At 38.7% G+C, this 19,215-nt stretch carries 20 protein-coding genes; 3 read left to right on the top strand and 17 right to left on the bottom strand.

Annotation, left to right across the window (positions count from 1 at the left end; all coding sequences use genetic code 11):
• Nucleotides 1-13: 13 nt before the first annotated feature.
• The 10 genes from NSQ84_RS04030 to NSQ84_RS03985 form a co-directional block, all read right to left on the bottom strand.
• Nucleotides 14-682, bottom strand: coding sequence for a methionine ABC transporter permease (locus tag NSQ84_RS04030; RefSeq protein ID WP_066249196.1), 669 nt, complete (start codon nt 680-682; stop codon nt 14-16).
• Nucleotides 675-1,700: a methionine ABC transporter ATP-binding protein gene (locus NSQ84_RS04025; protein ID WP_063386934.1), complete on the bottom strand. Its 1,026-nt coding sequence runs from the start codon at nt 1,698-1,700 to the stop codon at nt 675-677. Before NSQ84_RS04025 ends, NSQ84_RS04030 begins: the two co-directional genes overlap by 8 nt.
• A 265-nt stretch (nt 1,701-1,965) precedes the next feature.
• Complete coding sequence (locus tag NSQ84_RS04020; protein WP_094245246.1) at nt 1,966-2,280, bottom strand: SCP2 sterol-binding domain-containing protein; 315 nt, start codon at nt 2,278-2,280, stop codon at nt 1,966-1,968.
• A gap of 114 nt (nt 2,281-2,394) precedes the next feature.
• Nucleotides 2,395-2,706: a thioredoxin family protein gene (locus tag NSQ84_RS04015; protein ID WP_063386936.1), complete on the bottom strand. Its 312-nt coding sequence runs from the start codon at nt 2,704-2,706 to the stop codon at nt 2,395-2,397.
• 16 nt (nt 2,707-2,722) lie between these two features.
• Nucleotides 2,723-3,073, bottom strand: coding sequence for a toprim domain-containing protein (locus NSQ84_RS04010; RefSeq protein WP_063386937.1), 351 nt, complete (start codon nt 3,071-3,073; stop codon nt 2,723-2,725).
• A 149-nt stretch (nt 3,074-3,222) separates the two neighbouring features.
• Nucleotides 3,223-3,606 (bottom strand): glycine cleavage system protein GcvH, encoded by a 384-nt coding sequence (gcvH, locus tag NSQ84_RS04005; RefSeq protein WP_063386938.1) that lies wholly within the window; start codon nt 3,604-3,606, stop codon nt 3,223-3,225.
• Nucleotides 3,607-3,669: 63 nt separating this feature from the next.
• Nucleotides 3,670-4,029 carry an arsenate reductase family protein gene (locus NSQ84_RS04000; protein ID WP_066249190.1) on the bottom strand — a complete coding sequence of 120 codons (360 nt, stop codon included), beginning with the start codon at nt 4,027-4,029 and terminating at the stop codon, nt 3,670-3,672.
• Between the two features lie 219 nt (nt 4,030-4,248).
• On the bottom strand, nt 4,249-5,988 hold the full coding sequence (locus tag NSQ84_RS03995) for an acyl-CoA dehydrogenase family protein (protein WP_063386989.1): 1,740 nt from the start codon (nt 5,986-5,988) through the stop codon (nt 4,249-4,251).
• Nucleotides 5,989-6,121: 133 nt separating this feature from the next.
• Nucleotides 6,122-7,297: an acetyl-CoA C-acetyltransferase gene (locus NSQ84_RS03990; RefSeq protein ID WP_063386940.1), complete on the bottom strand. Its 1,176-nt coding sequence runs from the start codon at nt 7,295-7,297 to the stop codon at nt 6,122-6,124.
• An 18-nt stretch (nt 7,298-7,315) separates the two neighbouring features.
• Nucleotides 7,316-9,697: a 3-hydroxyacyl-CoA dehydrogenase NAD-binding domain-containing protein gene (locus NSQ84_RS03985; protein WP_339212234.1), complete on the bottom strand. Its 2,382-nt coding sequence runs from the start codon at nt 9,695-9,697 to the stop codon at nt 7,316-7,318.
• A 171-nt stretch (nt 9,698-9,868) separates the two neighbouring features.
• Between NSQ84_RS03985 and NSQ84_RS03980 the strand changes: the two genes are divergently transcribed.
• A complete protein-coding gene (locus NSQ84_RS03980; protein WP_198318588.1) occupies nt 9,869-10,132 on the top strand; it encodes a hypothetical protein in 264 nt (87 codons plus the stop codon).
• A gap of 14 nt (nt 10,133-10,146) precedes the next feature.
• On the top strand, nt 10,147-10,497 hold the full coding sequence (locus NSQ84_RS03975; RefSeq protein ID WP_094245243.1) for a spore coat protein: 351 nt from the start codon (nt 10,147-10,149) through the stop codon (nt 10,495-10,497).
• 362 nt (nt 10,498-10,859) lie between these two features.
• On the opposite strand, the gene NSQ84_RS03970 is transcribed toward NSQ84_RS03975, so the two are convergent.
• Genes NSQ84_RS03970 through NSQ84_RS03950 form a run of 5 tightly spaced genes read right to left on the bottom strand, consistent with a single transcriptional unit; the run spans nt 10,860 to nt 14,762 of the window.
• Nucleotides 10,860-11,111, bottom strand: a complete 252-nt coding sequence (locus NSQ84_RS03970) for a DUF2573 family protein (protein WP_094245242.1) — start codon at nt 11,109-11,111, stop codon at nt 10,860-10,862.
• Nucleotides 11,112-11,126: 15 nt separating this feature from the next.
• Nucleotides 11,127-11,891 (bottom strand): IucA/IucC family C-terminal-domain containing protein, encoded by a 765-nt coding sequence (locus tag NSQ84_RS03965; RefSeq protein WP_082829501.1) that lies wholly within the window; start codon nt 11,889-11,891, stop codon nt 11,127-11,129.
• Nucleotides 11,879-12,700: an ABC transporter ATP-binding protein gene (locus NSQ84_RS03960; protein ID WP_063386944.1), complete on the bottom strand. Its 822-nt coding sequence runs from the start codon at nt 12,698-12,700 to the stop codon at nt 11,879-11,881. Before NSQ84_RS03960 ends, NSQ84_RS03965 begins: the two co-directional genes overlap by 13 nt.
• Nucleotides 12,701-12,711: 11 nt before the next feature.
• Nucleotides 12,712-13,764 carry an iron ABC transporter permease gene (locus NSQ84_RS03955; RefSeq protein WP_094245240.1) on the bottom strand — a complete coding sequence of 351 codons (1,053 nt, stop codon included), beginning with the start codon at nt 13,762-13,764 and terminating at the stop codon, nt 12,712-12,714.
• Entirely contained in the window at nt 13,761-14,762 is a 1,002-nt protein-coding gene (locus NSQ84_RS03950; RefSeq protein ID WP_339212233.1) for an iron ABC transporter permease, read from the bottom strand. Before NSQ84_RS03950 ends, NSQ84_RS03955 begins: the two co-directional genes overlap by 4 nt.
• Nucleotides 14,763-14,923: 161 nt before the next feature.
• On the opposite strand from NSQ84_RS03950, the gene NSQ84_RS03945 reads away from it, so the two are divergent.
• Complete coding sequence (locus NSQ84_RS03945; protein WP_339212232.1) at nt 14,924-15,916, top strand: iron-siderophore ABC transporter substrate-binding protein; 993 nt, start codon at nt 14,924-14,926, stop codon at nt 15,914-15,916.
• A gap of 514 nt (nt 15,917-16,430) precedes the next feature.
• On the opposite strand, the gene NSQ84_RS03940 is transcribed toward NSQ84_RS03945, so the two are convergent.
• The gene (locus NSQ84_RS03940) at nt 16,431-17,192 is read right to left on the bottom strand and encodes a FixH family protein (protein ID WP_130156801.1); all 762 of its coding nucleotides are present in this window, start codon (nt 17,190-17,192) and stop codon (nt 16,431-16,433) included.
• A gap of 602 nt (nt 17,193-17,794) precedes the next feature.
• Nucleotides 17,795-19,174: a class II fumarate hydratase gene (fumC, locus tag NSQ84_RS03935; RefSeq protein WP_130156803.1), complete on the bottom strand. Its 1,380-nt coding sequence runs from the start codon at nt 19,172-19,174 to the stop codon at nt 17,795-17,797.
• Between the last annotated feature and the right edge of the window lie 41 nt (nt 19,175-19,215).

Here is a 19,215-nt window from a genome sequence, read left to right as displayed (position 1 = left end):
TCTCCTCCTTCGTTTAACGCTTATCAATTGCTCTTGTAATCATATCGCCGATCAATTGGATGATAAATACAATAATCAATATGAGTACAGTTGCAACAAATGTTACATCACTATGATTACGCTGAAATCCTTCTAAATAGGCAAGGTTTCCAAGACCACCGGCACCAATGGCGCCTGCCATGGCTGTATAACCTACCAACGCAATTGCTGTGACAGTTATTCCTGAAACTAAAGCAGGCATCGATTCTGGAAGCAGTACCTTGAAAATAATTGTGCTCATTGTAGCTCCCATCGATTTTGCAGCTTCAATCACCCCCTTGTCAACTTCCCTCAGTGCAATTTCCACCATCCTTCCATAAAAAGGCGCAGCACCAATGATGAGTGCAGGAAGTGCAGCATTAGCACCTAAAATGGTACCAACGATTGCTTTTGTAAAAGGAAGCAGCAAAATGATCAAAATAATGAAGGGAATTGAACGGAATACATTGACAACTGCTGCAACAAACGAGTGGATAAACCGATTTTCCCACATGTTCCCCTTTGACGTTAAAAACAATAAAAGACCTAAAATAATTCCGAGAAAAAATGTAGCAAATACAGAAACAGCTGTCATATAAACCGTTTCATAAGTTGCATCAATGACTTTGTCCCATTTTACATTTGGCAACAATGTCTCAAACATTCGCAATCACCTCCAGCTCCACTTGTTGATTGCGAATAAATTCAATGGCTTGTTCAACTGTAGTTTCATCTCCATCAAAATGGATGATTAACGTTCCGTAGGATCCACTTTGAGTTTGTGAAATTTTCCCTTGCAAAATATTAACCTCTACATCGAACTCTTTAATGATTTTTGAAATCATAGGCTGCTCCGCTCTGTCTCCTACAAAGGTAAGTTTGACAACCTTTCCATGCTTGTACTTTTCAAGCAGGTAATCAATCGTTTCCATTGTTTCATCAGGTTCTGTAACTTGTTTAACAAATCGTTTTGTAATGTTAGCCTTCGGATTTCGGAAAACCGTCAACACATCACCATGTTCAACAATCTTCCCGTTTTCCATCACAGCCACTCTATGACAAATTTTTCGAATTACATGCATTTCATGGGTGATCAAAACAATCGTTAAACCTAATCGCTTGTTAATATCTACAAGCAAATCTAGGATGGAATCAGTCGTTTGAGGATCTAAAGCAGAAGTCGCCTCATCGCACAAAAGAACTTTCGGATTGTTCGCAAGAGCTCTTGCAATGCCGACTCTTTGTTTTTGTCCTCCGCTCAATTGCGAGGGATATGCATCTTCTTTTCCTTCTAAACCTACTAGTTTAATAAGTTCATCAACTCTTTTGAGCCGATCGCTTTTCTTCATGCCGGCAATTTCTAATGGAAAAGCGATGTTCTCCCGCACTGTTCTTGACCACAATAGATTAAAATGCTGAAAGATCATACTTATCTCTTTTCTGGCGGATCTCAGTTCTTTTCCTTTAATTTGGTCTATTCTTTTTCCCGCCACTTCAACTGTCCCATTTGTCGGCTTTTCAAGACCATTTAACAAGCGTATTAATGTACTCTTCCCAGCACCGCTGTATCCGATGATCCCAAAAATTTCTCCGCTCTGGATTTGAAGATCAACTTGATCGACAGCTTTTACTTGGCTATGATTCGTATGATAAATTTTTGTAACACCGTTGAGAGAAATCATGTTTACACCTTCTTTCACACATGCAGCAGCTTCGGTTTAATACTAAAAGCCTTCCTGCACAGCTGCAGAAAGGCACGATTACATTCAATTGACCTTCCTTTTTTTCAACGCAATTGTAGACAAAGCTTTATTGTACATGTGCACCCGCTATTTTTCTATTAAAACATTATTTTAAACAATACAAACTAACTGGGAGAGATTGTACCATTCAACAAACATTGTGTCAATATATTCTTTTCCGATATCTTTACTCTATTTTAACCTGTTAGGCCAATAAAGACAAGACAGATTCTAATCTTAAAATATCCCGAAATCTCCCCTCAACTTTTACTGCTTTCAATTTCATTAATTGTTGGAGCTTTAGCTGGCCTGTAATGAGCTCTTCCATTTGCTCTTCATTTCCTATAATTTTTACATCAATGGATTCAGTATTTCCATCAACTCGTCTTAATCCTTCCAAATCCAATTGATAACAATAAATGCTTTGGCCAAACTCAAAAGCAATAAACATAGGATGTGCCGGAAATAAAGGCTTTAAAAAATGATGATCATTTGCCTTTTCTAATAAAAAATCAAACATTGACAACCCCCCAGCAAATATTTTATTTTACTCATTCTTTCTAGCTTTCCTTCTTCCTGCTGGGAGTTGTCGACGCTTTCTAGAAAAAACTGACATATTTCTCAGGAAATATAATTATATGGTAGAAAAACTTTTTAACTTTTGATATAAATAGTCAATAGAATGAAACGCATATATTTTTTCGGCAATTTGTCCTTTTTCAAAGATCAATAAACATGGAACACTTTCAATTTTCCATTTTTCAGCAAATTCAGGGATATAATTCAAATCTTTCGTATATATGTTTATGGAAGGAATGATTTTTTCTACAATTTCCAGCATGCTTTTAGCTAATTTACACGTCCCGCAAAAAGGTGTATATAAAAATATAATGGTTTGCTCTTCATCGCTAATCGCATCTAATTGCTCTTTTGTTATTTCAATCATTGAACACACTCCACATTTATGATAAATATCTTGCATGTACATCAATATTTGCTCTCAGCAAAACGGCGGCAATATGCTGTTCAGGTGCGGATGCAACTTGACGGTACATTTTGTCTATATATAGATGGTTGGCTTCCGGAAGCTCCCGCTTAATTTGTTTTCTCAATTTTTCTCCTGCTTCATCCGCATCGACTAAAATATAAACATCCTTGAAAAATAAGCTTTCCGCCAATTCATCGAGCTTGGACAAGCTTAACGTGCCATTTGTACAAATAATCTCAGCAGGTTCATTAATAATTTTCTCTACTTTTTTCTTATCAGACTTTCCTTCAACAATGATAACTTTCTCAATTTCTATCAGTGCCATTGTTATCACCTGCTTATAGATGCTTTTTGATATATACTTATTCTAAATGAAGTGGTTGATTCCTTCACACAAAACACTTTGATTGTCCGCACTTTTCCATTTATAAAGAAAAGGAAACCCCCTTCTCAAAGGGAGACGGGGGTTTCATATTAGTCTTCTTTTACCATTTCTTCATATTCTTCAGCTGTCATTAATTTTTCAACATCTTGAATGTCATTTGGTTCAACAACAATCATCCAAGCCTTTTCATAAGGAGATTCATTTACATATTCAGGATTGTCATCCAATTCCTCATTCACTTCAACAACTTTTCCGCTGATAGGGGCATAAAGCTCAGAAACTGTTTTCACTGATTCAACGCTTCCGAAAGGTTCGTCAGCGACTATTTCATCTCCAACTTCTGGAAGTTCAACAAATACGATGTCACCGAGTTCAGACTGCGCAAAATCAGTGATCCCAATTCTTACTTTGTCACCTTCCACCTTTACCCATTCATGCTCTTCAGAATAACGCAATTCTTTTGGTGTATTCAATGTCATTCCCTCCAATTATCATTTTTATATAAGAATTCTATTTAAATAGAATCTTTTCTAAATTTAATTTCCCCAAATCTTCTCAAATTCCTCTTCTTTAAAGCCAACGGTCACCTTTTCCCCATCGGTAACAATCGGCCGCTTAATGAGCATACCGTCTGATGCGAGCAAATCAAAGAGCTCCTCATCTGTTGCTGTTTTTACTTTTTCTTTTAAACCTAATTGACGATATTTTTGACCGCTCGTGTTAAAAAACTTTTTTAACTCCAATCCGCTCTTTTCATAAAAGGATTTTAACTCTTCTTTAGAAGGAGGATTTTCCACGATATGTATTTCACGAAAATCAATTCCGTGATCTTCCAGCCATTTTTTCGCTTTTCTGCAAGTTCCGCACTTCGGATACCAGTACATTGTTAAAGCCATTCCTTCTCACCTCCTTCATACAACACCAATAATATTTTATCATATCCGATTTGGACAAACATAATAACTTGATCAATAAATTTTTGGAGCTGTCCAGAAAGTCAAATTCCCATTGAAAACAAAAAATTATAAACACCAATATATCAACGTTTCTAAAACATTAAAGGGGGCGTCAATTAGCCGTAAAAACGACTTATTAGACACCCCTAAGTCCCGCAGTTATACTATATATTTTTCCTCTTCAATCACTCTAGCTGCAATTTGGCGTTTTTTCTTAATGACATTTACAGGGATTTGTCGCATCAATTTTTTTAGAGCAGAGAGAAGAATCCGCAAGTCGTCTCCTTCCTCGATCGCAACAATCGTTTCTTTTGCATTCGCCTCTAATTCCTGAAACGCTTCTTGCACAAACACTTGTGTATAAAGAAGCTTCTGTTTATTCTTTTCTTCTCCTGAGTTCACAATGGCCTTTTCTGTGCGCAAAATAGCGGATTCCATCGCATAAACGTTATTTACCGCATCCGCGATATTTGCAAGAATCTCTTGTTCCTGCTGCAAGGATTGGCCAAATTTTTGAGCTGCAGCACCTGCCAGCAAAAGCGTCACTCTTTTCGCTTGTTTCAACAAATATTTTTCTTGCTCCAATACGCCATCGCCGATTTCTTCCGGCATCCATGTCAACAGTTCTTTTTGAAGGCTTTGTGCTTTTTGAAGAAGAGGTAGCTCCCCTTTCATTGCTTTTTTCAAAAACATTCCCGGAACAAGCAAGCGGTTGATTTCATTCGTTCCTTCAAAAATGCGGTTAATTCTGGAGTCGCGATAGGCCCTTTCCACTTCATATTCCGCCATGTATCCGTATCCGCCATGAATTTGAACTCCTTCATCCGCTATATAATCAAGCGTTTCAGAACCGAATACTTTGTTTAATGAGCATTCGATCGCATATTCAGCAATTGATTGGGCAACAGCATTTCCATCCTTTTGCTCTTCAGGTGTTAAATAACTCATCCGGTCATCAAACAATCCAACCGTTCGATAGACTGAGCTTTCCATTGCATAAAGCTTCAGCGCCATATTGGCCAACTTTTCTTGGATTAACGGAAATTGGGCTATCGGCCGTCCAAATTGTTTCCTTTGCACCGCATATTTGACCGACAATTCGATGATGCGCTTGCAGGCTCCGATTGCCCCGACGGCTAATTTGTATCGTCCGATATTTAAAATATTGAAGGCAATTTTATGCCCTTTGCCGATTTCCCCTAAAACATTTTCTTTTGGCACTAAAACGTTGTCTAAGATCAATGTCCTTGTTGAAGAGCTTTTGATCCCCATTTTCTTTTCCTCAGGACCTGTTGAAACACCCGGAAAATCTCTTTCAACAATAAATGCTGTGAAATGTTTGCCGTCCACCTTTGCATACACGATAAAAACATCTGCAAAAGCTGAATTTGTGATCCATTGTTTTTCTCCGTTTAAAATATAATGTGTTCCTGCCTCATTTAGCTTCGCTGTAGTTTTTGCACCAAGAGCATCTGATCCTGATCCTGGTTCCGTTAATGCATATGCAGCGATTTTTTCACCGACTGCAAGGCTGGGCAAATATTTTTTCTTCTGTTCTTCATTTCCAAACAATACAATTGGAAGCGAGCCAATGCCTACATGGGCTCCAAATGTAATTGAGAAGCCCCCTGCGCGGGAAAATTGTTCTGCAATAAGAGCAGAGCTTACTTTATCAAGACCTAGTCCGGAATATTCTTCTGGAATATCTGCTGCGAGCAGACCAAGTTCGCCAGCTTGCTTCAGCAATTTCACCGAAATATCAAATTCATGGTTTTCAAGACGGTCAATAAAAGGAACAACCTCGTTCAGGACAAAATCTTCAGCTGTTTTCGCAATCATTTTATGTTCTTCTGTACAGTCTTCCGGCGTGAAGATCCGATCAAAAGGAATTTCTTCCATGATGAAGCTTCCGCCCTTTATATAGGCCTCTGTTTTGTTTGCCACCCAATATTCCCCCTTTTGGATTCATAAATAAGTTCGAAGACTCCATGTCATTTTCCATCATGTTTAGAAAACCTAACCTTTTGGTTTTTTATAGAAGCTCGAAAACTCCCGCTGCACCCATTCCGCCGCCGATACACATCGTCACCAATCCAAATTGTTCATTTCTTCTTCTCATTTCGTGGATAAGAGTTAATGTCAATTTTGCACCTGTACATCCAAGAGGATGTCCAAGAGCTATGGCACCTCCGTTTACGTTTACTTTCTCTTCGTCTAATTTGAGTTCTCTAATTACTTGAATCGCTTGTGAAGCAAATGCTTCGTTTAATTCAATGAGTCCAATATCGGAAAGTTCAAGACCCGCTAATTCAAGCGCTTTTGGCACCGCAACGACAGGGCCTATTCCCATCACTTCAGGCGGCACTCCTCCTACAGCAAAAGAACGGAATTTGGCCAGCGGCTTTAGCTGAAGCTCTTCCGCTTTTTTTCGATCCATTACCATAACGGCAGCCGCTCCGTCGCTCATTTGCGAAGAATTTCCCGCCGTTACAGATCCGTTTACTGCAAATACCGGTTTTAAAGATGAAAGAACCTCTTTTGTTGTTTCTGGTCGAACCCCTTCATCTTGGCGAAATATTGTTTTTTTCTCCTGCAGCTTGTTATTAGCATCAACTGTTCGGTTCGTGATTTCTACAGGAACGATTTCTTCAGCAAATGCTTCGTTTTGAATTGCTAATGCTGCTTTTTGGTGGCTCCGCACAGCAAATTCATCTTGTTCCTCTCGACTGATATTGTATTTTTGTGCGACCTGCTCGGCTGTATGTCCCATGCTCATGTAATATTCAGGCGCTTCCTCGGCAAGCTTTGCATTTGGCCGCAATACATTTCCAGTCATTGGAACAAGACTCATTGATTCTGTTCCTCCTGCGATAATGACTTCCGCATGCCCAAGCATGATCCGTTCAGCTGCATAAGCAATAGCCTGCAGCCCTGAAGAACAAAACCTGTTAATGGTTATTCCCGGCACTGTATAGGGGAGCCCTGCCAGCGCCGCGATATTTCTTGCAATGTTTAAGCCTTGTTCTGCCTCAGGCATAGCACAACCAATAATGACATCATCAATATGTCCGTCATAGCTTCCGGCCCGCTTCAATGTTTCCTTTACTACTAATGCTCCTAAATCATCCGGTCGTATGTTGGCTAATGCCCCTTTTTTTGCTTTTCCAACCGGTGTCCTAGCACCAGCGACAATGACAGCTTCCCTCATTTTTCTAACTCCTTTCTGTCAGTTGCGCAGCGGTTTTCCTTTTAACAGCATGTGCTGCATCCTGGCTTGTGTTTTCGGTTCACCTATTAAACTTAAAAATGCTTCCCGTTCCAAATCGAGCAAATATTGTTCATCTACCTTTGTCCTGTATGGAAGCTTGCCTCCCGCAATCACATAGGCTAATTTTTTAGCAATCTTTACATCGTGCTCCGAAGCGTATCCCGATAAATAAAGATTTTGTGCCCCTAATATCATGGCGGCATATCCGGTCTCGCCAACTACCGGAATTTTTTTGCGGACAGGAGGACGGTATCCGCTTTCATATAAAAACAGCGCTTTTTGCTTCGCATCATACAGCAGGTGATCTTTATTGATGGTTATGGCGTCTGTCGGTTGAAGAAACCCGTTTTGCTGCGCTTCCTGTGCGGATTTGGACACCTTAGCCATGGCGATCGTTTCAAATGTTTTATTTGCGACCTTTTGCAAATCAATTTCAATATCATTGCCGATTTGGTCAAGAATTTTTATATACAGTTCTTTGTTTCCTCCCCCGCCCGGGATCAGTCCAACACCTGTTTCAACTAGGCCAATGTAAGTTTCCATAGCTGCTTGAATGCTTGAGGCAGGCAAACATACTTCCGCGCCGCCTCCCAATGTCATATGAAAAGGGGCCGCTACAACCGGCTTCGGACTATATTTAATTTTCATCATCGCTTGCTGGAACTTTCTTATCATCAGCTCAATTTCAAAATAATTTTCATCCTGCGCCTCCATTAACATAAACGCAAGGTTTGCGCCTACACAAAAGTGTTTTCCTTCATTGCCGATGACTAGCCCTTTATAATTTTTATCAACTTCGTCGATGGCAAAATCGATCATTTGCACAATATCATAGCCGATCGCATTGTTTTTCGAATGAAACTCGAGCAGTGCGATATCATCGCCGATATCGATTAAGCTTGCCCCGTTATTTTCTTTAATGATTGATTTTCCATTTTTCAACGATTGCACATGAATTTGTTTCATATTTGTTTGCAGCAGTCTGTACTCGCTCCGATGATAAAAATAAGTAGCGCCTTCGCTTTGCTTATAAAACGTTTCATTTCCATCCTTCAGCATTTGCTTGACCCATGCTGGCACTGTTCCGCCCTGCTGTTCAATGATTTCAACCGATCGTTTTATCCCGATTGCATCCCACATTTCAAACGGTCCAAGCTCCCAGCCAAATCCCCACTTCATCGCTTGGTCAATGTCAACGATCGTTTCGGCAATGCTGTCCAGCTGTTCTGCGGAATAAAGAAGCGTTGGAATAAGAATTTTCCAAATAAGAGTGCCTGCACGGTCGTTCGAATAAACAACTGCTTTTAACTTCTCCCCGGTGCCTTTTTCACGTCTCGCTATTTCGATAGAATCGGCACGAAGTTTTTTTCTATTTTCATATTCCATCGTATTTACATTTAATTCTAAAATTTCTTTGCCCGTTTTTTTGTAGAATCCTTGCCCGGCTTTTGACCCAATCCAGCCGTTTTCATGCATTTTCTTCATAAAATCCGGGACACGAAAAATTTCTTTTTCTTCGCCATCCACTCTTTCATATACGTTGTTTACGACATGAAAAAACGTGTCTAAACCGACTACATCAAGTGTGTGGAATGTGGCGCTTTTTGGTCTGCCGATCAAAGGCCCTGTCACGGAATCAACTTCTCCGACAGAATAATTCCCTTTCAGCATTTCACGTACGGTTACAAGAAAACCATATGTTCCAATGCGATTGGCAATGAAATTCGGTGTATCCTTTGCGCAAACAACCCCTTTGCCAAGAACATCTTCACCAAATCTCTTCATAAATGCTACAACTTGTTCGTCAGTATCTTTTGTTGGAATAATTTCGAGCAGCTTCAAATAGCGTGGCGGGTTAAAAAAGTGAGTGCCTAAAAAATGTTTGCGGAAATCTTCTGAGCGGTTTTCTGACATCGAATGAACGGAAACTCCAGACGTGTTTGTGCTGATAATGCTGCCTGGCCGCCGCCATTTGTCCACTTTTTCAAAAACTTTCTGTTTAATATCGAGCCTTTCCACAACTGCTTCAATCAGCCAATCAGCTTCAGCAATTTTCTCAATGTCATCATCAAAATTCCCGATCTCAATTCGCTCTATATTTTCTTTTGCAGTCAATGGAGCAGGAGTCTGCTTCTGCAGTCTTTGCACGGCCTTTTGAGCATAACGGTTTCGAACGATTGGATCTTTCAGCGTCAATCCTTGCTGTTTTTCTTCTGCCGTTAGTTCTGTCGGTACAATATCCAGGAGTAATACATGAATCCCGACATTCGCTAAATGTGCTGCAATTTGGGATCCCATCACTCCTGATCCGAGTACTGCAGCTTTTTTTATTTGACGCACAATTTCAAATCCCCTTTCATTTGAATGAACATTCATTCATTTTTTTCTGTTTTACTAAAGTATAAAATATTTAAAATTTTTGTTCAATATTCCTGTTAAAAATTTTTGCATAACTCTTTAAAAATTGTGGGATATTAAATTTGTACATTTTTGAAAAAGGGGGCTTTTATGATGAATCAAATGCCAACCAATATGCAAAATATGCAGCAAAATCAAGTTTATAACGAACCGCCGCAAATTATTTCTGTAAAAGATCAACTATATTTAACAGATATGATGTCATGGAATTTAATTGCGATGAAAAAAGCACATTTTTTTGCTTCACAATGCCAAATTCCTGAAATTAAAGCTGAGTTGGAAAAGGTAGGAGAAATGCATCATCGCCACTATCAGCAGATATTAAATCAATTAAATGGCAATCCACAAATGCAGTAGAAAGGAGATTTATTATGCAAGCCCAGCAATCAAACAACAGGAAAATCAGCAATCCGGAAACAACAGTTCAAAAAAGCCCGCAAATGAACGACCGCGACTTTATAAATGATTTGCTTGCAACTGAAAAATATATGACACAAGGTTATAGTACAGCTTTGAATGAGCTTAGCCACACCGTTTTATACGAAAATATTCAAATGATTTGCGACGAAACGCAAAAATGCCAGCGGCAGTTATTTAATGTCATGTTTAAAAATGGATGGTATTCCCTTGAGGCGTGCGACAATCAAAAAATACAACAAAGCTATCAGCAATATGCTAATTATTTGCAGCAGCAATCTCCTTACAATCAAAACATTCAATAAAAATGAACTTAAAAGTGTCTGACCCCATTCGAGCAGACAGCAAATAAAGAGTTAAAGCAGCCTTATTCCGGTAAACAAGCGGAGTAAGGTTTTATTTCTTTTACGGGCGGAAATGTTATTCCCAATCGATTACTGAATAGGCGATCGAATGCTCATTCCGTTCTATATGATCACTATTTATCTGCTGTTTTTAAAGTAAGAAGCATTTTGCTTTAGCACAAAAAATTTTTAACCTTTATCAGCATTCCATTGTTTCGTCCAACGTCAATGCTATGAAACCTTAAAGTTATTTTGAATGATACTATTCTGTCCGCATAAAAAATCCCCCTGCTGCTTATAAGGAGGACAACTTCAAATTTAGATCAACGTTTTTTATTATTTCTATGCTGTTCATTTAATTCTTTTATTTCATTAATAATAGCTTTCATTTGTTCTTTTGCTTCTGGAAATTTTTCATTCCAATGTTTCACTAGCGGCGGCATCGATTTTGCCATGTACGTATACAACACCCAAATTTTCACTTTTTCTTTTAATTCAGGAGACGATTTTCCAAGCAAGAGTTCGGTATACTTTTCAACTAGCGCATCAACCTGAGCTTGAAACTGGTTATCCATTTTTAATCTCTCCAATTATTTTTTTATTGTACATTCACTAACATTCGGGCATGTTCTGCATTTTTTCCCTTCATCGTCTGTCAAATAAAACAGGCAGCATGTTTTTCTTTTTCGAATATAATCATCATATTGATCAGAATATGTCTTAGGACCAAAAAATTTTTTTAAAGGGTTCCGATTAAAATCCCCAAACAATTCACCTTTTGCTTCCTTCACGCAATAAATAAAATCTTCTTTTATTTTTTCATGTTTATCTTCATGCTGCTTTTCATTGAGCAATGTTTCATACATCCAAAATATATAGATCGCAACATTTTCCCAAAGAATCCATTTTGAAATTTTTGCCTCTGTTGAGACAACCTGTAAAAGACGTGTGATGTTTTCTTTAAATAATAAGGTTAACATTTCATCCCGCCATTTTTTTCTTTCTTGGGGAGCGATTGTGACTTCGTTCGATTTGAAATAAAAGCCCGGCAGCCAAAGCGGATCTTCGTCATCAGTGATCAGGACAAGATTTTTTATATCCACTTTTAAAGCTTTATCAAACATTGTCATGGTATAAAGAGCTAAAGCGGCTAAAAAAGCATATCTTTTAATAAACATTGACCCGGCTACATAAAGAGGTGCATTAAATTTAGGCTGAATATTTTTTAAAAACAGCTGCAGTTTTTCCGGTTTTAGCAGTTCCTCCATGTCAATTGATGAATCGGTCGCACGTTTTGCTTCTGAATATCGAAATTTTGACAACACCTTTATTTCATCGAACGTCAACTTTCCCATGCCTGCATCCCTACTTTATTAATATTTCTCCCTTTTCCGAACGGAATACATAGCGGTGTTCCAAAAATCGGATCGCGAATAATTTTGCAATCCATTTCAAAAACATCTTTGACCAATTGTACATTCATTACATCTTCCGGTTTTCCTTGTTTATAAATGTTTTTATCCTTTAATACGACGATATGATGAGCATAACGGCAGGCTAAATTTAAATCGTGAAGAACCATGATGATCGTTCTTTTCTCTTTCATATTCAATTCAAATAATAAATCGAGTATTTCAATTTGATGTGTTATATCTAAATAAGTTGTTGGCTCGTCGAAAAGAATAATATCTGTATTTTGCGCCAAAGTCATGGCGATCCATGCACGCTGTTTTTGTCCTCCTGATAAAGAGTCCACTGTTCGTTCTGCCAATTCACTCATTCTAGTTGCTTCAAGCGCTCGAAAAACTAATTCTTCATCTTCCTTGGACCATTGGTTCAGCCAATTTTGATAAGGATACCGTCCTTGTTTGACAAGCTGCAAAACAGTTAATCCTTCTGGGGCTTCAGGCCCTTGCGGAAGTATAGCCAGTTTTTTTGCCACTTCCTTTGTCGGTAGCTCGGCAATGTCCTTTCCTTCCAAGAGTACTGAACCGCCTGCTGGCTTTAAAATTCTTGCCAAAGATTTTAATAAGGTCGACTTTCCGCAACCGTTGCTTCCAATTAATACAGTAATTTCTCCCGTTGGAATAGTAAGATTAAGATCTTCAATAATCATATTCTGTCCATAAGCAAAAGTTAACTCATGAGTATACAATCTATGCATGCCATCACCTCCTAAATATTTCTGTGCTTCATTAACAAGTAAATAAAATAAGGAGCCCCGATCGCTGAAGTAAACACACCAGCTGGAATTTCATGCGGCAAAAAGATTGTTTTTCCCAATAAATCAGAAAGCATAACAATGAGTGCCCCAACAAAGGCTGAAATCGGCAGCATCAAACCAAAGCTTGAACCGACAAGCTTTCTTGCAATGTGAGGAGCAATAAGACCTACAAACCCTATCCCTCCTCCAAAAGCGACAGCAACAGCAGTCAAAGCGGTTCCTAGAAATAAGAGGAAAAAGCGGGTTAATTGTACTCGGTTTCCCATACCGATTGCGATCTCATCGCCAAAACTTTGAATATTGATCGTTCTTACAGTAACAACCGTTATCAAGAGAAGAATGATAGTTGCTGGAAACAAAATCTTTACTTGAGACCAGTTTGCTGCATAAACTGAGCCGGTTATCCAAATATTTGCTTGGGATGCTTGGTAAATAGGCCCTTTTATCATTAACAAAGTCGTTAATGCTTTAGTTAAAAAGGAGATTCCAATGCCGACCAACACAAGCCTGATTGCAGTCACACCGTTTTTCCACGACAATAAATAAACACAAATGCCTGTAACGGCTGCTCCTATGAAAGCTGCCAAAGGCATCCAATGAATGCTTACAGTTAAAGAATGATTCTTATCGGAAAACAGCATTAAAAATAGTACAACCGCTGCCGAAGCACCTCCGGTAATTCCGATAATGTCAGGGGATGCTAAAGGGTTCCGAACTAAATTTTGCAAAATTCCGCCCGCAACAGCCAAACACATGCCGACCAAAAGGGAAATAAGAATTCTCGGAAGCCTAAATTGTTTAATAACAAGCTCGTTCGTTCCATCCCCTATTCCAAAAATTGTTTGAAAAACTTGGACAGGGCTGATCATCACTTCGCCTACACTTGCACTGACAAGGATTACGAAAAACGCCGCAAGAAAGAAAACGAACGTAAGGAAAAAGGCTTTTTTATCAATTAAAAATGAAATGACATTTCCGATCCGAAGCGAAACATATTTTTTCATGATGCACGAACCCCCTTCCTTGCAATATAAACAAAAAATGGGGTTCCAATTATCGCCGTCATGACCCCTACAGGGACTTCTTCAGGCATGACAATGAAACGGGCGCCAATATCTGCTGCTACTAACAAAATCCCACCAAATACTGCACAGAACGGCAAAATCCATCTGTAATCATTTCCGGCCACATACTTTGCAATATGGGGCACGACTACGCCGATGAATGCAATAGGACCAGCCGCCGCAACTGCACCGCCCGCAAAAAATATGACAGCACAGGCTGCAAAAAACTTCACTGTTCCTACTTTTAGTCCTAAACTTTTCGCCACTTCTTCTCCCATTACTAAGACGTTTAATTTAGAGGCGATAATTGTACAAATAACTAATCCAATCAAAATATATGGAAGAACAGCTGTCATTACCTCCATTTTGCGGCCTTGCACAGATCCTGCAAGCCAAAATAATACTTGATCCAACGCTGCTTCATTTAAAACTAACAAACCTTGCGTAAGGGAAGAAAAAAGTGCCGCAACGGCCGCTCCTGCCAAAGTAAGCTTTACAGGCGTCAATCCATCACTGCCCAATGAGCTGATCATGTACACAAGCATGGCAGCAAAAGCTGCGCCTGCAAAAGCAATCCAAGTAAACGCTTGTAAGCTGTTTACAGAAAATAAGGAAAAAGCTAGAACAATAAAAAATCCTGCACCGGCATTGATGCCAAAAACGCTTGGCGATGCAAGAGGATTTTTCGTAATAGCTTGCATCAATGCACCGGATAAAGCAAGACAAGCGCCGACTACACTCGCTATTACGGATCGAGGAAGTCGAACATTTTGTATAATAATATGTTCATTGGAACCATTAAAATGAAAAAAAGCATCCCATGCCATCTTCCAGCTTGTATCCGTATATCCATATACAATACTTGCACACATGCTGAATAATAGAAGCAAAAAGGAAAGAAAAAGTAAGATTGCTTTACGATTACTAGATAATGACAACTTCACGTCTCTCCTAACAAGTCGAACTTCTGAACCAATTGTACCAAATCATTTTGAATGTGAAAATCATTTTCAATTAATTATTGACTTTTTATTTCTCACTAATTACTATTATTAAGGAATTGAAAATCATTTTCAACTACATTTTAGGGGGGTACATAATGAAAAAAACATCAAAGTTGTTATTTTCCATCGTTGCCATACTCATGCTGGCAGTAATTGCTGCTTGCGGCAACGGGGACAGTAAAGAAGCTTCAAAAGAAAATAAAGAAAGCTCAACTGAAAGTCAATCATACAAAGTTGAGCATGCAATGGGAACAGCTGAAATTCCAAAAAAACCTGAACGTGTCGTCGTATTAACGAATGAAGGAACTGAAGCACTTTTAGCAATGGGATTAAAACCAGTCGGAGCCGTTCAATCTTGGCTTGGCGATCCTTGGTACGATCATATTAAAGATGAAATGAAAGACGTTGAAGTCGTTGGTACAGAAAGTGAAGTCAATGTTGAAAAAATTGCAGCTCTTCAGCCTGACTTGATTATAGGCAATAAGCTTCGCCAAGAAGCAATCTACGACAAGCTCAATCAAATAGCGCCAACAGTTTTTTCGGAAACATTAAGAGGCGACTGGCAGGAAAACTTTAAGCTATATGCAAAAGCCATCAATCGTGAAGAAGAAGGACAGAAAGTATTAGATGATTTTAATAATCATGTAGAAGAAGTAAAACAAAAATTAGGAGATCAAGTGAATCAAGAAGTTTCAGTTGTTCGTTTCATGGCTGGTGTAACGAGAATATATTGGAAAGATTCATTTTCTGGTGTGATTTTCGATCAAATTGGATTTAAACGTCCTGCTCAGCAAGAAAAATTGTTTACAGATGCAAATAAATTAGGAGATTTAGCAGTTGAAGTCGGAAAAGAACAAATTCCGGAAATGGACGGTGACATCATCTTCTATTTCACCTATGCACCGCAAGGAGATAAAGAAGCTTTGCAAGCAGAAAAAGAGTGGACAAACGATCCACTTTGGAAAAACTTAAATGCTGTTAAAAACGGAAAAGCTTACAAAGTTGACGACGCTATTTGGAACACAGCCGGCGGTGTGCTTGCTGCAAACCATATGCTGGACGACTTAGAAAAATTGTTAACTCAATAAAATTGAGATGGTCGAAAAGATAATTTTTTCTTACCTTGAAAATCAGCAATATGAATAAAGCCAAAGCAACCTTACTTCAAAATTCATTGGAGTAAGGTTGTTCAGCTTTTATGCAATTTTGTTTCGTTTAACTAAATTTTCGCTTTATTTCGGTTTATAAGACTACTTTGCATTTGTTATTTAACTTATGTTCGGGCAAGTTGTACTGGACAAATCTTCATTCATTTATAAAAAGGAATTCTTTTTCGTATTCAATGCCAATCAATTATTTCGTTTAAAATTCTTTTGCCATGCATTCTCTTTTTAAGGGAAGGGCGGCTTTTCATGTTTTTAATTAATCTATTCATACGTATCGACGTTACGTGCTTCGAACATATCTGGTTCCTGCCGTTCAATTAGTTCGCCACGACTTAATTGATTTCTTTCCCCGCTCTTATTTTTGTCCATACATATACACTTTTTCAGCGATTCTTTCTCAATTCTTTTCTACCATAAACAATATCCATTCCGATCTTTATTTTTGAACCGTTACCTTCTTCGTGACATGCTCATGTAGTCCTTCATCATTGTTGACATGAACTTGGATTTGATAAGTTCCTGAGGAAGAAAATGTATATTTCGCTTCATAAGTACCTTTCTCGTCTCCTGCAGCATCTACCCAATCATGCTTATCAGAACCGTCCTTCCAAATTTCATAACGGACGTTTGCGTTTAGCAACGGAGCGTTTTCTGCTTGAATTTTTGTTTGAATCAATGTTTCCGCATTCGCCTTTACATTTGTCGGCAGCTCCAATTGGATGTCTACAGATCCTTGAGAATGTTCATGAGTATGATTTGCGGTTTCTTCGTTTTCTCCCGTTGAAGCTCCACCTTTATGTAGTTCACCAATCACAATTTGTTTTTTGGGCATATTATGCTGATTTTTCGCCGTAACGTGTGATTGAACAAAAAAAACTCCATTTTCATCAAATGTGTGTTCAATCGTATATTGGCCGTCTTTTTCATGTTTTGCTTCTATCATTTTACTTTCTTCTTTTTCTCCTTCTTTCCATATTTCAAATTTTACTTCATCAGCATCTTCAACCGCTTCTCCTCCGTAGCTCACTTCAGCAGTCAACGAAACTTTTTCATGAATATTCGCATGGTCTGGCACTTTCAAATTGACTTCGAGCGGATGAACTTCGGCACTTTCTCCGCTGTTCTCTTGTTTCGTTTCATTTTGACCGCAAGCTGCAAGAAGGAAAACGGCGGCAAGCAATATAATGATTTTTTTCACAATAAATCTCCTTTCCTCAATAAAAATTAATTGAGAACTATTAAATAAAGAATAAATTTAATACATACATATTGCAACATTGCAAAGGTGAATATTTTGTGTAGGATTCATGAAATTTTTATGTGGAGGATAATGGTTTTTGCACCTGGCAGCATTGAATATAAATAAGAAAACCGGACGCACAAATTGAACATATCCCGATCAAAGATCAAATAGACAGTATTAAAAATTCCCCCTTATTCAGCGGCTTACAGAATAGTTGTAGAAGGAATCACTGTTAAAGAAATCATCTGACAATTCCTCCCCATATAACTCAGTAGGTCTGTAAGCTGAAGAAAGAAGCACTGTCTTCGAAGATATTTTTTAACTGCTAAGAGTTTAAACTCAACTGAATAGTTTATGAACTTTTGTCCTTTTCTTGCCATAAAAAATCACCTCTTAAAGCAGTGTTGACCAAATAGGGATTTTTCAACATCTACTTTAAGGGGTGCAGTTCATAGACAGTATAGGTTTTTTTCTTTCTATCTAGACAAGAGGGATCGTATCAAGTAGTGAGTATCGGTATATATTTTCATCTCCCAGCAAAAATTCAATGTTTTCTGTTACACCATTTTCTCCGGCTGGACAATGCGGTCAAATTCTTCGGCTGACAGAAGGTTCAGTTGAACAGCTGCCTCCTTTAAAGTCAATCGTTTTTCATATGCAAGCTTTGCAATTTTCGCTGCATTTTCGTATCCAATATGAGGATTTAAAGCAGTTACGAGCATGAGCGAGTCTTGTACATATTTATCAATCACTTCTTTGTTTGCTTCAATTCCCACAGCACAGCGGTCGTTGAAGGAAATTATACTATCCGATAAAAGCCGGATCGATTGTAAAAAGTTATAAATAATAACCGGTTTGAAAACATTTAATTCAAAATTTCCTTGGCTTGCAGCAAAACCGATCGCTGCATCATTTCCCATGACTTGGACTGCTACCATCGTTAATGCTTCGCTTTGCGTCGGATTCACTTTTCCCGGCATAATGGAGCTTCCGGGCTCATTTGCTGGTATCGTGATCTCGCCAATTCCGCATCTTGGACCGCTTGCCAGCCATCTAACATCATTTGCAATTTTCATAAGATCAGCTGCCAAGGCTTTTAGCGCTCCGTGTGCATGAACGATTTCATCATGGCTAGTTAGCGCATGGAATTTGTTTTCAGAGGAACGGAATGATTCATTCGTTTGCTTGCTTATTTCATCTGCAACAAGCTGTCCAAACTGAGGATCCGTATTAATTCCTGTTCCGACTGCTGTTCCGCCGATCGCCAAATCTCTCAAGTTATCCATTGCTTCGACAATCATTTTTCTGCTTTTTCTCAGCATATGTACCCATCCGCTGATTTCCTGTCCAAGCGTGAGCGGTGTTGCATCCTGCAAGTGGGTGCGGCCAATTTTCACAAGATTCTCAAACTGCTTAGATTTCTTATCGAGCGTCTCTGTCAACAAATCAATTGCCGGCAACAGCTTGTTTTTTATCGCTATGACACCAGCAATATGCATTGCTGTAGGGAATGTGTCGTTTGAGCTTTGTCCCATATTCACATCATCATTTGGATGAATTTTTAATGATTCAAACCCATTTTCTTTCAAGTATTCATTTCCTTTAAACGAAATCACTTCATTGACATTCATGTTCGACTGCGTTCCGCTTCCGGTTTGCCATACTACGAGCGGGAAATGCTCATCAAGCTTCCCTTCTATAATTTCATCGCAAACATGAACGATCGCATCTTTTTTCTCTTTTGGCAGCTTTCCTAATTTTTCATTAACGATCGCTGCACCTCTTTTTAAAATGGCAAATGCACGAATGACTTCAATCGGCATCGTTTCAGTACCGATTTTAAAATTGTTTCTGCTCCGTTCCGTCTGTGCACCCCAGTAGCGGTCTTTGGGAACTTTTACTTCTCCCAGCGTATCTCTTTCTATACGATAGTCCATTTTCTTCTTCCTCCTTTTTAAATAATCATCTATTTTAAATA

Source organism: Aeribacillus sp. FSL K6-3256 (genome assembly GCF_037965805.1).
Lineage (GTDB): Bacteria > Bacillota > Bacilli > Bacillales > Aeribacillaceae > Aeribacillus > Aeribacillus composti.
This window is presented reverse-complemented; position numbering and strand designations above follow the sequence as displayed.